Below are 15754 nucleotides of genomic sequence, written 5' to 3' on the forward strand. Positions count from 1 at the left end.
TATTAACACATAGATCAAAACAGAAAGCAGTTGATTACACTTTTTATAAAATTTCCGTCATAATACTGTTTTCCGGTTCAGTTTCTTGTCATATTGTATATTCATCAGTAAGGTGAATACCCTCAAAGGAAGAGAGGAATTACCATGAAGGTATCTAAGAACAGTAACAAGAATATTTTTTTAGCAAGTTGGATTTCTCTACATCCCGTAGACGCTAGTGAAGCTAATATGACTCCGTTGCACCATGTCGCATCCCAGCCTGTTTGGGACATTTTGCGTCCTTTACGAAATTGGCTAGACAACTTGCAAGTAAGCGATCGCCAATTAGCTCACCGTCTATGTAAATTTATTCCGTCTCAATGTCCGTTTGAGCGAGATGTCAAAGTATTTGGTAGAACTTTATTTCACATTCCGCCAATGTGTAAGCTCAACCCTTTATATGAAGAAGTAGTAGGTTTACGCTTTAAAGCGATGTGCTATCTAGCTGATACCTGCGGCGAAGATATTTCCCAGTATTGCTAATTGACAACGGACAACGGACAACTGACTAATTCTTTTGAAGTTGCCATTTTTGGATAGCATCTTGAGCATCTTCATAAGTAATCGTCACTTCTGGAACTAGCGCAGCGGTAGCGATAGCGGTCTTAAAATCTCCTTGAGTGGCGCGGATTTTGGCTAAATCTAAAATTTTTTCACTCCACTGATTAATGGATGTTTGGGCAATTTCAAACCCAGGTTGTCCCTTTTGTATTTTTTTAGCAACTTCGATAGCGCGATTATAGGTAGATGCTTGTTCAGGAATAATTAACGCTTTAGCTGCATCTAAGAGAGTTTTATTGCTCACATATTGCTTGGCTTCTAGTTGCCATTGTTGAATGACAGTTTGAGCTTGAGAATAAAGCGGCTCTTTTTTGGTAATTAGCTGGGCAGTTACTATAGCATTTTCATATTGTTTTTGTTGGGCTTGTGCTTGTGCTAACTCTAAAATCATCTGACACCAAACCTGAATATTCTGCACAGATGTGGCATATAGTGGTGCATCCGGTGGAATTCTTTGGGTTTTAGCGATCGCAATACTTAAATGATCAGGTTTGGTGGCAACGAGAGACATTTTTTTTAGCTCTAAAATGGCTTGATTCCGTTTCTTGGAGTCTGTATTAAAACTGATTTGGGCGTGGCTGGAATTTTGATTAGTGGCGAAAATCTGGGGAAATTGAGGTTTGCTAGTCCTATTATTAGATACTGTTTTTGAGAAATTTTTAAACCGGAAACTCTCGTGATTGCGGAGCAAAAATGTAGCAATTAAAGCTACTATCACCATAGTCCCGCCACCCCAGATGATAAATTGTTGCCAAATGGGTGTTTCCGACTGATTTGAGGGATAGGTGTTGGGGGTGGTGACATGAGGGATAAATCTGCCCCCTGGCTGGGATTCTGGGGCAGTTGTTAGAGTCTGATTGCTGGCGACAAGTGGCTCGGAAACTGATGTGATTGCTAAATTTTCCTCGGTCGTTATGTTGCTTAAAGTAGTTTCTGCGGAAGCATTTTCTGTCCACCAAGCTTTGTCTGTGGTGTTAACAAAGGCATTGTTTTCTATTTTTACGGGTTGTGCAGTCCCAGTGACTGCAAAACTTTCTTCTGGGAAAATTAGTGCTTCCGAGTTTTCATCTAATGTCAACGTCGGTAAAATAGCTGTCTGTTGAGCAGGAATCACCGTCACAGGATTTTGGACTGGCCGCCAATGGTGTTGACAAAGTTTGGGGGTAAGATAACTCAGATAAGCTGCTAAATCAGGGAAGTTGTATCCTTTCCCAGAACCCAAAGCTTCTAATAATGCTGCTGTGAAAAAGCCGTGACCTAATTCTGTGCTTTCATGGGAAAATTCTTCAGGTTGACAAGAAATAATTGCCCCCATTTGCAGTTCTTGGGTAAGTTCGATGATTTCTTGTCCTACGGGTGCATCTGCTTGAGTCCCAAAAGCGCGGTTAATATCAAAGATGAGTAAGACATTGATCCCAGTAACTTGCAAGCTTTGCATCAGAGATCGCATTTCTATACCAGTTTCGGGAACTTGCTCAGGATTTCCTCCGACTGGCATTAAATAATCTTTTTCTTTGTAGTTAACCCCATAGCCGCTAAAGAATAACCATAAATAATCTCCTGGCTGCCAAAATGTAGCTGCTAATTCTTCTAGCAACGAGAGAATATTTTCTTTTGTAGGGTAGGAGGATTTATCTCCTATGGGGGGCGAAGTGTTGGTCATTAACAAGCATTGTTCTGATACAAAACCTGCTTGTGTCACCAAAAAATCTTTAATTGCCTCAGCATCTGCTTGAGCGCAACTTAGAGGTTGGAATAATTGATATTGATTAATGCCAATTGTGATCGCCCAGTATTTTACCATCCCGCTCTTTGTCGGTTGTTGTTTGCCGGAAATTGCTGTTAGCACGGGGCTTTAAGCACAAAGCTAACTTATGTTTGATAGTTTAGGTAATTTTCACCTATTTTTTAAATCCGTTGTAGTTTATACAACATAAATAATCGTAAAATACTTGCAGTGGATTTCGATTATAGATCATTTAGGAGCTACAAGTTTATGTTCAGGATTTATACACAACAACCTTTTTTGGTTATCCCCTTTTCACTTATTGGCCAAGTTAGCAAAAAAATCCGGATCATTCATAGTGGATTTTGGCTTTTACTAGCCGTTCCTTTATGGTTAACTACGGAAGTAATTGCTCCGCAAATTGTTCAAGCTTATACTGCTAGAGTAGATTTGCTGATCGAGCGCTTACCAGAGGAAAGCTATGAAAACGTGCTGAGAAGGGCGGAAGCAGCCGCTAGAGCAACAACTCAACGTAGTTTTGATCAAGATATTTTGGTAACAGAAGTATCTGTTATTATTTCAGCACAAAATCAGGGAGCAATCGCACCAATCTTATCATTAGAAGTCAGTCGTCCTCAATGGCAACAACGCCCAGATCCCCAACTTTGGACAAATTACTTCAAAACATCCCGCTTTTTACTGTTATTTGATAAACAAATCACAACTACTCAACCAGCAGCTACTACAACTCCAGCCCCTAATAACGTCAACCCAGCAGAAAAATCCAATAATCCAGCCCCTAATAACGGCAACCCAGCAGAAAAACCCAATAATCCACCCTCTAATGTTCAGCCACAAAAGCCATAATCGGAATAACAGTTCTTTTTATAGTGCCTGATGTCAATTAATCGCTTAGAATAGGAAGGTTGTAAATAATCACGATATACCGCTGTCATGGCTGTTCCTAAGAAGAAAACATCAAAATCTAAACGAGATAAACGCCGCGCTACTTGGAGACATAAGGCTGTTGTTGAAGCGCAAAAAGCTATCTCTCTCGGTAAATCCATTTTGAGTGGCCGTTCTAAATTCGTCTATCCAACTGCTGAGGAAGCAGAAACCGAAGAATCTTAAAGAAGAATTCAGTAGTCTCCAATTCAGGAGTCAGAATAAATTTAAATGGAATTTTCCCTCAAAAGAAAATCTTCCAGTTAGATTCTGACTCGGTTACTCCTGGGCGCAAAGCCTGCGCCCCTACTGAATTTCTATTAAATACCGATAATTCGTTTCAACAGCGATAATTTACCCTGATAGGGTGCGTATCGCCAATTTATATCCAAAGAAAATGAGTTTTGCAAGACGCTTTTATAATGGGAAAAGGTGTCAAAACCAGCTTTACCGTGATAGCTGCCCATCCCACTATCACCCACACCCCCAAATGGTAAGGAAGAAACAGCAACCTGCATTACTGTGTCATTAATACATACTCCCCCAGAGGAGGTTTCCTGTAAAATGCGTTTTTGCAGGCTTTTATTTTGGGAAAATAAATATAAAGCCAGAGGTTTTGGTCGAGAGTTAATTAAGGTAATAGCTTCATTGATATCTGTATATTCAATGATTGGTAAAATTGGACCAAAAATTTCCTCTTGCATTACCATATCTGTTAAAGCAACATTTTCTACTACAGTGGGAGCAATATAAAGTTCTTCTGGTTTAGTTTCTCCACCAATAATCACTTCACCACATTTGAGTAAATTAGTTAATCTGTCAAAATGTTTTTGATGAATAATTCGGGCATAATCAGGACTGGTAGCGGGATTTTCGCCATAAAATTCTTTTAGACATCTTTTCAAAGCATTGACTAAATCTGGTTTGATTTTTTTATCTACTAAAAGATAATCAGGGGCAATACAAGTTTGTCCAGCGTTAATAAATTTTCCCCAAGCAATCCGTTTAACAGTATGTTCTAGATTAATGTCCGTATCAATGATACAAGGACTTTTTCCCCCTAATTCCAAAGTAACTGGAGTCAGGTGTTTTGCAGCAGCTTCCATAACAATTTTACCAATGGCTGTACCACCAGTAAATAAGATGTGGTCAAATTTTTCTGCTAGTAGTTGTTGACTGGTTTCTACTGCTCCAGGCACGACTGTAATGTATTCTGGAGAAAAGTATTTATGAATAAGTTCTGTGATTAAATCAGAAGTATGAGGTGCGAGTTCTGAAGGTTTAATTATGGTGCAATTTCCCGCAGCGATTGTCCCAACTAAAGGTGAGATAATTAACTGAAAAGGATAATTCCAAGGACTAATAATTAAAACCACTCCTAACGGTTCTGGATATATCTTAGCCCCATAGGGAAATAAGTCTAAAGGAACGGCTGCTTTTTTCGGTTTTATCCAACTATTGATATGTTTGAGGGCATAATCAATTTCTTTTGTAACAGTGATTTCTGTAGCGTAAGTTTCAAATTCTGGTTTATGTAAATCTGCTTTTAATGCTTGGATAATTGCTTCTTTATTCTCAATTACTAATTGTTTGAGGGTTTTGAGTTGGCTAATCCGAAAATCAACATCTTTAGTTTTACCAGCTTGGAAAAACTGCCGTTGTTTAGTAATAATTTCGGCGCATTTTGGTAATTTATTAGTCATTATTACTCTTCACTACAAATGTAATTTGCAAATATTTATCGTTACTATTAGTAAATATTTCAGTCATATTCTAAAACAAAAAGTATCTTTGTGCCATTGGTAAAACTGTGGCAGGTTCACAAGTTAATAATTCACCATCTGCGCGAACTTCATAGGTTTCAGAATCTACTTCAATGTGAGGTAAGGCATCATTTAATTTCATATCCTGCTTAGTTAATTGACGAGTTCCCGAAACAGCAACTGCTAATTTTTTCAACCCTAATTGTTGAGGAATTTCTTTTTCTAAAGCTGCTTGAGAAACAAAAGTTAATGATGTCGCATTTCTCGCACCTGCAAAACTGCCAAACATCGGGCGCATATATACAGGCTGAGGTGTGGGAATGCTGGCATTGGCATCACCCATTTGTGACCAAGCAATCATACCCCCTTTAATCACCATTTCCGGTTTAACACCAAAAAATGCAGGTTTCCATAAACACAAATCTGCGATTTTTCCCGCTTCCACAGATCCTACATACTCAGAAATACCATGGGTGATTGCTGGATTAATAGTATACTTAGCAACATAGCGTTTAGCTCGAAAATTGTCTGACCTCTCCCCCAACCCCTCTCCTACAAGGTGAGGGGAGAGTGTTCCGCGCTGTACCTTCATTTTGTGTGCTGTCTGCCAAGTCCGAATTATTACTTCACCGACACGCCCCATTGCTTGGGAATCGGAAGCAATCATACTAAACGCGCCTAAGTCGTGCAATATATCTTCAGCGGCAATAGTTTCTCTACGAATACGAGATTCAGCAAAAGATACATCTTCAGGGATGGCAGAGTCTAAGTGATGACATACCATCAACATATCTAAATGTTCATCTAGGGTGTTGACGGTGTAAGGACGGGTGGGGTTAGTGGAAGATGGTAAAACGTTACTTTGTCCACAAACTTTAATAATGTCGGGTGCGTGTCCTCCTCCAGCCCCTTCTGTGTGGTAGGTGTGAATAGCACGATGTTTAAAAGCCGCAATAGTATCTTCGACAAATCCGGCTTCATTGAGAGTATCAGTGTGAATTGCTACTTGCACATCATACTCATCAGCAATAGTTAAACAAGTATCAATTGTGGCAGGAGTAGTTCCCCAATCTTCATGGAGTTTTAACCCCATTACTCCGGCTTCAACTTGTTCGATAAGTCCTTCTGGTTTACTTGTGTTACCTTTACCTAAAAATCCCAAATTGACAGGAAAAGCATCCGCCGCTTGTAGCATTCGGTAAATATTCCAGGGTCCAGGGGTGCAAGTTGTGGCATTTGTCCCTGTGGCTGGGCCTGTACCGCCACCGATCATCGTGGTGATACCGGAAGCAATAGCTACTTCAATTTGTTGAGGACAGATAAAATGGATGTGGGTATCAATTCCCCCCGCAGTGAGGATCATTCCTTCTCCTGCTAAAGCTTCGGTTCCCGGACCAATAATAATATCTATATTGTCTTGAATATAGGGATTTCCGGCTTTACCAATTTTGTAAATTTTGCCATCTTTAATGCCAATATCTGCCTTGACAATACCCCACCAATCGAGAATCAAAGCATTAGTAATAACTAAATCTACTGCACCATCATGATTAGAAATTGGGGATTGTCCCATCCCATCTCTAATTACTTTTCCACCACCAAATTTCACTTCATCGCCATAGGTTGTAAAATCTTGTTCTACTTCTATAAATAATTCTGTGTCTGCTAACCTAATTTTATCACCCACTGTGGGCCCATAAGTTTCCGCATAAGCGGAACGATTCATTCTATAACTCATACAATCATCTATTTACTACTTCCCAATTTTGTCATATTTTTATCTCCCTTACCCGGTTATAAAATTTTGGAGATTGTCATAAAAATAAAAAGATTATCATTACCAACAATAATTGAAGGTTATAAAAATACGTAACAGATTGACCCAATTACAACACAAGTATGATATTTAATAAAGTTAGCTAAGTTGAATTTTTTTTTACTGAATACACTAAATAATTATGTCTAGTAACTTTTCCAGGCTTAGAAGAACCGCAAATGCTCAACATCTACAAAGAATTACTACGGACGAACCCGAGGTAGAAGACATAACATATATAGAAACAAGTGAGACAAAAAATACTAAAATATCACCCCAAGAAAAAGCTGAAATTTTTGAATTGGAAGGAGTTATCCGAAATTTAGAGAATAGCTTTCAGGAAATTTCTTCTATTGAAGATCCAGTCAAACGGGAGTACAAAATCCTTCAGGAAGCGAAAAGGCTAGATATCCCACCCGAAACCTATCGGCGAATGTGGGAATTTTACTGCTCAGAACAAGAACCAGAACCAGAGAAGCATTTATGGTTAAACCCCCTCACGTTTTTAGATCAACGACTGGGAGACTTTGTTAAATGGTGTGAAAATGTTTCTCTCTACAGTTTAGCCACAGTTATTGGTCAATTTACATTGTTAGCGGCAATGGGAGCTTACTTTGTGGAAGCACCTCAGAGAGAAAAAGAGGCTCTTGATAACGCTAGACAAGAAATTAGAAATCAGAAGGGAGTTGAATATTCTGAATCAAGAATTGAAGCTATAGAATATCTGAATAAAGCCTGTGAGAGTCTATTGGGAGAACAAGCTCCCAAGGCCAACTTAGAAGGAGTTGAACTTAATAAGTGTTATAAATTTGAATGGAATTGGGGTAGGATTGCCCAATGGCCACCGCAGTTTTACAGATATGAAGGATTTGACCTGTCCCGAATGGATTTATCCGGCGTAAATTTAAGCGGAGCAAACCTTGAGGGGGCAAACCTGGAAGAAGCTAATTTAGAGGGCGCAAACCTGGAAAGAGCAAATCTGAAAGGAGCAAATTTGAAAGGTGCGAACCTCAAAGGGGCAATTCTCAGAGCCGCTTATTTGGAGAAAGCCAATTTAGAGGAAGCGAATCTTGATAGCAGCCGCATGAGTCGGATTTATTTAAGAGATGCTAACTTAAGCAAAGCATCACTAATTAACTCTCGCTTGCTATGGGCTGATTTAGAAGGGGCAAATCTCAACCAAGCAAATTTTCAAGGTTCTAATCTTAGCCGTGCTAATCTGCAAAGTGCTGATCTCTACAAAACTAATTTCAAAGCAGCTTTGCTTCGCTATGTGGATATGGGGAATGAAACAATCACAATTGGCACTGAATTTGAGCGTGCTAACCTGAAACGAGCTAAGTTTTGGTCAGTGGATCAACTGAAACGATCTTATAATTGGGACAAAGCTGCTAAAGATAAAAACTGGGAAGCAGAAACTATCAAAGACACCCCAGATAAGTATAAAATCGGATTTATTGTTCCCAACGATAACTTAACCTATAAGTTGTATCAACAAGGCTTAGAAAGGCTGGCTAAAGAAAATAAACAAGTCGAAATTATCCCCATTAAAACTGGAGAAACTGTTCAGGAAGAAGCTCAAGGGATCAAACAACTACTCACTCAAGATGTTGATGCGATCGTGATGAGACCTCTAGATCCACAGAAATCTGTACCTAGTATTCTCCAGGCTTATGTTTCCGGTGTGGTGGTAGTTAATATCGGTGATTGCTTGCCCAAAGAAGCTCAGAAAGTCGTGTTTGCTTGTTATGAAAGTGATTCTTCACGCATGGGTTATGATCTAGGGCAGTATATGGGCAATGCGGCATTAGACAGGAACAGGAAACAGGTAAAAGACCTAAATGTGGGTTTAGTTGATGGGGCAGATTCAACCCGTCTTTATCCTTATTTACAGGGCTTTTTCCAAGGGATAAAAGATACCAATGTCAAATGGACGGAAACGGGAACGACTGATGCTAGAACCCCAGAAGATGTGGATAAAGTGAAAGCTATGCTCAAACGCCACCCAAATATTAATGTTTTGTGGGGTGGTTCGGAAATGACTACAGAAATTGCTCTCCAAGCAGTTAGGGAATTGGGGTTAAAGAAAAAGGTAACTGTGTATGGGATTGTTCCTTTAACTCGTAAGTTGGCAAATATGCTGCTTGACCCTAATCAACCTCTGCAATCAATTGTGGATGAAGCTCCCAGCTATGCGGCTGAGGAGGCTGGTAAACACGCAATTAGTGTCATTGAAGGGAAAATTTCCAAAGAATATAAACACATAGTATTCCAACATCGCTTACTGACCGTCACTGACCGGAAAAAAGTCAATGATTTGATGGGTAACGCGCTGGATTTAGAGAAAAATACGCTCAAAAAACTAATTCCTCTGCAAGCTGGAGCTAGTCTGATACCTACCTCAATTCCCTCTAGTTTAGATCCTTCTATTGCTAATTCTCTAACAGCTATTACCGATGAGAAAAAGATCCAGAAGTTGCAAGAGGATCTACAAAAACTCATTGTTCAAAATTGGCAAATATCTAACAACAAAGAATCTAAGGAAACATCTGTTAATTTTGATCGAGATTTAGTTTATCGGGTGTTGGTAGATTCAGAAGGAGCAATTGTTTCCTATGAGCCAATTGATAAATTGGCGATTGATTTACTGCAAACCACACCTTTACCTAAATTGTTATCTAAACCTGATGACGGTAAGGCAAAAGATGACACTCTCATATTACCTACTAAGCTAGTAATTAGTAAGTCTGTAACCGAATTTAAGGTTGTATTTAGTCCCAGTGGTAAAGTTGAGTTGAAATGGGGAGAAAGTTTCTTGGCAGATGAATAAGAGTTACACTAAAACAGATATAATGTCTGCTCTAATTATGCAATTGAAATTTGTTTTTTAGAGATTTCCATTGATTTTGCCGTTGAATCCATAGATTTGACGGCTACCAACTAGAGGAACTAGAGTAACTTCTTTTTCATCTCCTGGTTCAAATCTCACGGCTGTTCCGGCGGGGATATCTAATCTCATTCCTCGCGCTTTTTCTCTGTCAAAGTTTAAAGCGGTATTAACTTCGTAAAAGTGAAAATGTGAACCAATTTGAATTGGTCTGTCTCCTGTATTTCCTACTATTAATTCAGTGGTGGGACGACCTGCATTTAATTCGATTTCACCTATTGGGGTAATAATTTCTCCGGGGATCATAATTTTTTCCTTTGCGTGAAAATTATCTAATTGGATTATGTACAGTTACCAACTTTGTCCCATCAGGAAAAGTGGCTTCTACTTGGACATCATGAATCATTTCTGGAATTCCTTCCATGACATCATCACGAGTTAATAAAGTTGTGCCATAGCTCATTAAATCTGCTACAGTTTGACCATCTCTTGCTCCTTCCAAAATAGCCGCAGAAATAAAAGCAATTGCTTCAGGATAATTCAATTTTAAACCTCTATTTTTGCGTCTTTCCGCGACTAAAGCAGCGGTAAAAATTAATAATTTGTCTTTTTCCTGGGGTGTAAGTTGCATTTTTTATCCTTTAAATTTGCCAAACTCTGGGAATACAATTACCACGATTTAGACAAGATACTCGTAATATTTGCCAAATATTTGTAAACCAACTTCTGACTTCAGATGTAGAATTACCACGATATCGGCACAAAAATCCCTGTTGTAAGCGAGTTACTCCAGCGCAAGAGTTGGGAATGATTAAAGAACGAGCTTCGTCAATAATTTCTTCAGAAACCGGAGTTCCTACCCAAACTAGATTACCAACAACGGGTTTTCCTGCTAAACCGTGGGGACTGTGAAATACTTCTTCGCTACCGGGGACGATTTGTCTATCAATCCACAACGGTATACCATTTTGCCAGATTTCCGTGTGCGATCGCATCTCTCCCTGTAAAAATTTCTCACCCCTAGCACTGCGGCCAAATCGCGTAATTTCCCAGGCTAAATAACTCGCACCCGTAGCTAATTCTACCCGTAAATCTTGGCGATAAATTGCCCCATTAAATAAAATTGTTTCTTGGGGTAAATATTCTAAACAAGCATGAGCATCAATTTGTATTTCTATGGTTTGTCTTGCTGGTAAGCCATTACTGCGATATATTTTACCTGCGGCTGCGGTGGTAATTAATGCGTTTGTTTGGGGTTGAAGATGAATTTGGGAAGATAGGTGATCGCCTCCGACAACGCCGCCAGCAGTGTGTAAAATTACACTATGGCAAATTTTTTTACCTTCTGGGTAAAAGGGGCGTTGTACCTTAAAAGGGGCTTGATGGTGGTTGTAAATTAACTGAGTGGAATCTTGGTGATTAGCATAAACTAAGTTAAGTTTGCCATGCCAAGTGCTGGAAATTTTTGTTTCTAAAAGTTTGCTCATTTTCGAGCCAAAATTACGTAATCATCTAAAGTATAATTCAAATCATAATTCACAATCAGGAATTTTTTTGCAGGTAAACGTTAAGTACCATTTTCGGGCAAAATAGAATAGTATCTCCATAAATACAGCATCTACCAAAAAATATGACAGCTAAAGTAATTAGTGTTTGCAACCTTAAGGGTGGAGTTGGCAAAACTACCCTTGTTATGGCCTTAGCAGAGTATTTAGCAGGGGATACAATGTATGGTCAGCGTGTTCTTGCTATTGACTTAGACCCCCAAAGTAACTTAACTACTGCCTTAATGTCTGAGGAAGTTTGGGAATGGCAATATAATAACCGAGGGTTGACATTACCTTTTTTGTTTAAAAATTATGAATATTTTTTAGCCAATGGTAATTAATATTAGCTGGGATGGATACTGCACTTCTTCTAATTTGTTGAACCATAGCATATAGCTCGTCTTTGGGAAAAAGTTTAGTGAGGAAATAGCACTTTTGGTGCAATATCCATAAAATGTTGGGACAAACTAAGGTATTGCCCGAAATAATCACACGATTAAAATCATTTATCTTGCATCAATGTAACTTAGACCATTAAAACTTGGTTGCCAACTTGGCATTTTCTTGAAAGTCTTGTATTTCCAAGTGTTTAAAGAAATCGTGAGTCTTGTCTGTCTCTGAAAAATTCTGTATTGGCATTGAGAGGATAGATTTTCTCTGGTGGGGAAATTATCAGCAAATTTTTGCCGTCAGATGGGGAATTTATGGATTTATGACGCTTCTGGGGATTCAATTTGTGACTGTTGCGATTGCGTTGAATAGATTTTTGCGTTTCTCGTGAGTTTTGCAGTAGGTAGAAAATTACAAACGAACCTGTAGAACAGCAGAAGATCACCGCAATTATCAACCATAGAGGTAGAGGATTACTAGTATCAGAAAATGTGGAAATTGTTGATTGTACTGGGATAAATGGGGTTTCTTCCTGTGCTTTTTGTGGCAGATAGCCAGTATAACTCAGTTGATTATAGGCAAAAATTGCAACTCCTAGAGGAATTAAGAATAAACTCAAAAACCAGATTCCAGGGTATTTTCTCAATAGATTTACTAGATTTTTTCTAGGATCTTTATTTTTTTTTAACTCTTGTTCATTATCCATCACTTTAATCACATCAATCACACAAATCATAGTTAAGACAAGAGGAAAATATTTATTTTCCCCCTTTATCTAATCCGCTATATCCTCTCCCTAATCCTCTTAATTAACTGGAGAATGTCTTTCAATTGCTAGTTGAATTAACTGATCTACCAATTGGGCAAAGGGTATACCAGTATTAGCCCAGAGTTGAGGATACATACTTGTAGAAGTAAATCCTGGTAAAGTGTTAATTTCGTTGATGAAAATTTCTCCCGTAGCCTCCACATAGAAAAAGTCTACTCTGGATAACCCCGCCGCATCAACAGCCGCAAAAGCTTGTAAAGCCATGTCTTGAATTTGCTGTGCTACTGTATCTGGTAACTTAGCAGGAATGAATAAATCAGCTTTTCCTGGAGTATATTTAGTTTCGTAATCGTAAAAATCACTATCAAAGGTAATTTCACCAATGACGGAAGCTTTGGGGTTGTCGTTACCTAAAACCGCACATTCAACTTCTCTGGCCACAACTCCAGCTTCCACAATAATCCGTCTGTCATGGGTGGCTGCATTGTCTAAAGCTACTTCTAATTCTTGACGCGATCGCACTTTGGCAATTCCCACCGATGAACCTAGATTAGCAGGTTTGACAAAACAGGGATAGCCCAATGTGGCTTCAATTTCATCACACAGTTTGGGAAATACGCAAGCATTTGACCAAACTTGCGCCCTGGTAACAGCTTTATATTTTACTTGCGGTAATCCCGCTTGGGCAAAAGCCATTTTCATGGCAATTTTATCCATACCCACTGCTGAACCTAATACCCCAGAACCCACAAAGGGAACTTGCGTTAAAGTTAGTAAGCCTTGAATTGTACCATCTTCGCCATTGGGCCCGTGAAGAACGGGAAACCAAAGGTCAACTTCTTCAATTTCTGGTGGAAATTGCCATAAATTAGGGGTTATGGTGAGCGGTTCTGTGGGAACACCAGATGCTAAAACTTGTTGTGCAACTTCTCCTGCTTGCCAAACACCATCTTTTTGGATGTAAAAAGGCAAAACTTCGTATTTATCCGCATTTTCTTCTAAACTGAGAGCTTGAGCGATCGCCCGTGCCGAAATTATTGAAACCTCATGTTCTCCAGAACGTCCACCAAATAGCAAACCCACCCGTAGCTTAGTCATTTTTTTATATATCTCCACAGATCCGCAATTTCCATTATTACCAAAAAAAGGGACTGGGGACTGGGGACTGGGGACTGGGGACTGGGGACTGGGGACTGGGGACTGGGGACTGGGGACTGGGGACTGGGGAACAGGTAATATTATCTTCTTTCTTCTTTCTTCTTCCTCCTGACTCCTGACTCCTGACTCCTGACTCCTGACTCCTGACTCCTGACTCCTGACTCCTGACTCCTTTCCCCAAAAATCCAAGTTCACCACAAAACTCAATATATTTGTGTTACCCTAGTACAGTTGTCTAAAATCCGCACATCTGGGAATTCGGGTGTTTCTTAAATTGAGAAATGCACCTAGATGGAGGTTTAACCCGAATAGGAGTAATAAAATATGCCAGTAGTTTCCTTGGCTCAAATGATGGAGTCAGGTGTTCACTTTGGTCACCAGACCAGACGTTGGAACCCCAAAATGGCTCCTTATATCTACACCTCACGAAATGGTGTACATATCATTGACTTGGTGCAAACAGCCCAGTTGATGGATAACGCATATAATTATATGCGGACTCAATCAGAGCAAGGTAAAAAATTCCTGTTTGTTGGTACTAAGCGCCAAGCAGCCGGAATTATTGCCCAAGAAGCCCTCCGTTGTGGTTCTCACTACATTAACCAACGTTGGTTGGGTGGAATGCTCACCAACTGGGCAACCATTAAAACCAGAGCCGAGCGTCTCAAAGATTTAGAACGGAGAGAAGAAAGCGGCGCACTGGATTTATTACCAAAGAAAGAAGCCTCCATGCTGCGTCGGGAAATGACGAAGCTACAAAAATACTTGGGCGGCATTAAAAATATGCGGAAAGTCCCCGATATCGTGGTTATTGTTGACCAAAAGCGGGAATATAACGCAGTTCAAGAATGCGAAAAATTGGGTATCCCCATTGTGTCTATGTTAGATACAAACTGTGACCCAGACGTTGTAGATATTCCTATCCCAGCCAACGACGACGCAATCAGATCCATTAAGCTAATTGTCGGTAAATTAGCAGATGCTATCTACGAAGGCCGTCACGGTCAGCTAGAAGCGGAAGAAGATTACGATGATTACGCTGACGAAGACTACGAATACGATGAAAGTGATAGCACTGAATCAGAAGGCGAAGCATAAGTATCTGTAATCAGGATTAAACGATTCTAAGATGAGCAGGATTCATCTTAGAATCTTGAATAATATTTGTATCTGTCAAGTTAAGAATTGAGGCAATATGGCGGAAATATCTGCAAAACTCGTCCAAGAGCTACGCCAAAAAACCGGTGCTGGCATGATGGACTGCAAAAAAGCACTAAAGGAAAATGACGGCGATATCGAAGCAGCAACCACCTGGTTACGGCAAAAAGGTATTGCCAAAGCTGATAAAGGAAGCAGTCGCATTGCCGCAGAAGGTCTAGTAGATACCTACATTCAGCCTGATGGTCAGGTAGGTGTACTTATAGAAGTTAACTGCCAAACCGACTTTGTTGCCCGCAATGAAGCTTTTAAAGCCTTAGTTAAGAATCTGGCACAACAAGCTGCAACTACTGATAGTGTGGAGTCTTTATTGGCTCAACCCTATATTGAAAAGTCCAGCGTCACTGTTGATGAATTCATCAAAGAAACCATTGCTACCCTTGGTGAAAATATTCAAGTGCGTCGCTTTGTTAATTTCTCTCTAGCTAACACATCAGGAATAGCAGATAGCTATATTCACACTGGTGGTCGTGTTGGTGTATTAGTGGAATTGACCGCTCAAAGTGCTTCAGCCGCTGCTAATGAAGAATTCCAAAGTTTGGCTAAAAATGCAGCAATGCAAGTTGCCGCTTGTCCCAACGTTGAATACGTTAGCGTAGACCAAATCCCTGCCGAAATTGTCACCAAAGAAAAAGGCATCGAAATGGGTAAGGACGACTTGGGTAACAAACCAGAGAACATCAAAGAAAAGATTGTTCAAGGTAGAATTGATAAGCGCCTTAAAGAAATGACTTTACTAGATCAACCTTATATCCGTGATCAAAGTATTTCCGTAGAAGACTTGGTGAAGCAAGTAAAATCCAAAATTGGCGAAGAAATTCAAGTTAGTCGCTTTGTGCGCTATGTACTCGGTGAAGGCATTGAAAAGAACGAAATGAGCTTTGCTGATGAAGTTGCTGCCCAAATTGGTGCTAAGTAATTTTGTTTTTAGTCAT

General features: G+C 39.7%; 16 protein-coding genes. 7 read left to right on the forward strand and 9 right to left on the reverse strand.

The window, feature by feature from the left end; all coding sequences use genetic code 11:
* The first annotated feature begins 144 nt into the window (after window positions 1–144).
* Complete coding sequence (locus FJR11_RS05885; protein ID WP_168502783.1) at window positions 145–522, forward strand: Mo-dependent nitrogenase C-terminal domain-containing protein; 378 nt, start codon at window positions 145–147, stop codon at window positions 520–522.
* A gap of 25 nt (window positions 523–547) precedes the next feature.
* Here FJR11_RS05885 and FJR11_RS05890 read toward each other — a convergent pair whose 3' ends face one another.
* On the reverse strand, window positions 548–2404 hold the full coding sequence (locus FJR11_RS05890; protein ID WP_168502862.1) for a caspase family protein: 1857 nt from the start codon (window positions 2402–2404) through the stop codon (window positions 548–550).
* A 192-nt stretch (window positions 2405–2596) separates the two neighbouring features.
* Here FJR11_RS05890 and FJR11_RS05895 point away from each other — a divergent pair, with 192 nt between their 5' ends.
* Window positions 2597–3193, forward strand: coding sequence for a hypothetical protein (locus FJR11_RS05895; protein ID WP_254444692.1), 597 nt, complete (start codon window positions 2597–2599; stop codon window positions 3191–3193).
* 87 nt (window positions 3194–3280) lie between these two features.
* On the forward strand, window positions 3281–3457 hold the full coding sequence (gene rpmF / locus FJR11_RS05900; RefSeq protein ID WP_168502784.1) for a 50S ribosomal protein L32: 177 nt from the start codon (window positions 3281–3283) through the stop codon (window positions 3455–3457).
* A 134-nt stretch (window positions 3458–3591) separates the two neighbouring features.
* Here the strand turns inward: rpmF and FJR11_RS05905 are convergent, their stop codons facing one another.
* Window positions 3592–4974, reverse strand: a complete 1383-nt coding sequence (locus FJR11_RS05905) for an aldehyde dehydrogenase (RefSeq protein ID WP_174762939.1) — start codon at window positions 4972–4974, stop codon at window positions 3592–3594.
* 70 nt (window positions 4975–5044) lie between these two features.
* Window positions 5045–6772, reverse strand: a complete 1728-nt coding sequence (gene ureC / locus FJR11_RS05910; RefSeq protein WP_168502785.1) for an urease subunit alpha — start codon at window positions 6770–6772, stop codon at window positions 5045–5047.
* Between the two features lie 220 nt (window positions 6773–6992).
* On the opposite strand from ureC, the gene FJR11_RS05915 reads away from it, so the two are divergent.
* Entirely contained in the window at window positions 6993–9680 is a 2688-nt protein-coding gene (locus tag FJR11_RS05915; protein WP_168502786.1) for a pentapeptide repeat-containing protein, read from the forward strand.
* Between the two features lie 57 nt (window positions 9681–9737).
* Here the strand turns inward: FJR11_RS05915 and FJR11_RS05920 are convergent, their stop codons facing one another.
* From FJR11_RS05920 to FJR11_RS05930, 3 genes are read right to left on the reverse strand one after another with little or no spacing between them, the layout of a single operon-like run.
* Window positions 9738–10043 carry an urease subunit beta gene (locus FJR11_RS05920; RefSeq protein WP_174762940.1) on the reverse strand — a complete coding sequence of 102 codons (306 nt, stop codon included), beginning with the start codon at window positions 10041–10043 and terminating at the stop codon, window positions 9738–9740.
* A 22-nt stretch (window positions 10044–10065) separates the two neighbouring features.
* Window positions 10066–10368: an urease subunit gamma gene (gene ureA, locus FJR11_RS05925; protein WP_168491828.1), complete on the reverse strand. Its 303-nt coding sequence runs from the start codon at window positions 10366–10368 to the stop codon at window positions 10066–10068.
* 10 nt (window positions 10369–10378) lie between these two features.
* Complete coding sequence (locus tag FJR11_RS05930) at window positions 10379–11224, reverse strand: urease accessory protein UreD (protein WP_168502787.1); 846 nt, start codon at window positions 11222–11224, stop codon at window positions 10379–10381.
* A gap of 143 nt (window positions 11225–11367) precedes the next feature.
* Between FJR11_RS05930 and FJR11_RS05935 the strand changes: the two genes are divergently transcribed.
* Window positions 11368–11625 carry a ParA family protein gene (locus tag FJR11_RS05935; protein WP_254444693.1) on the forward strand — a complete coding sequence of 86 codons (258 nt, stop codon included), beginning with the start codon at window positions 11368–11370 and terminating at the stop codon, window positions 11623–11625.
* Here the strand turns inward: FJR11_RS05935 and FJR11_RS05940 are convergent.
* The 3 genes from FJR11_RS05940 to FJR11_RS05950 form a co-directional block, all read right to left on the reverse strand.
* Window positions 11588–11776: a four helix bundle protein gene (locus tag FJR11_RS05940; protein ID WP_168502788.1), complete on the reverse strand. Its 189-nt coding sequence runs from the start codon at window positions 11774–11776 to the stop codon at window positions 11588–11590. The genes FJR11_RS05935 and FJR11_RS05940 overlap by 38 nt on opposite strands.
* A gap of 97 nt (window positions 11777–11873) precedes the next feature.
* Window positions 11874–12293, reverse strand: coding sequence for a hypothetical protein (locus tag FJR11_RS05945; protein WP_217358213.1), 420 nt, complete (start codon window positions 12291–12293; stop codon window positions 11874–11876).
* A gap of 186 nt (window positions 12294–12479) precedes the next feature.
* Entirely contained in the window at window positions 12480–13541 is a 1062-nt protein-coding gene (locus tag FJR11_RS05950; protein WP_168502865.1) for a D-alanine--D-alanine ligase family protein, read from the reverse strand.
* A gap of 384 nt (window positions 13542–13925) precedes the next feature.
* Here FJR11_RS05950 and rpsB point away from each other — a divergent pair, with 384 nt between their 5' ends.
* Both rpsB and tsf read left to right on the forward strand, forming a co-directional pair.
* Window positions 13926–14699 carry a 30S ribosomal protein S2 gene (rpsB, locus tag FJR11_RS05960; protein ID WP_168502790.1) on the forward strand — a complete coding sequence of 258 codons (774 nt, stop codon included), beginning with the start codon at window positions 13926–13928 and terminating at the stop codon, window positions 14697–14699.
* A 97-nt stretch (window positions 14700–14796) separates the two neighbouring features.
* Entirely contained in the window at window positions 14797–15738 is a 942-nt protein-coding gene (tsf, locus tag FJR11_RS05965; protein ID WP_168502791.1) for a translation elongation factor Ts, read from the forward strand.
* Window positions 15739–15754: the final 16 nt, after the last annotated feature.

This window comes from Anabaena sp. UHCC 0187, assembly GCF_009712035.1.
GTDB lineage: Bacteria > Cyanobacteriota > Cyanobacteriia > Cyanobacteriales > Nostocaceae > Dolichospermum.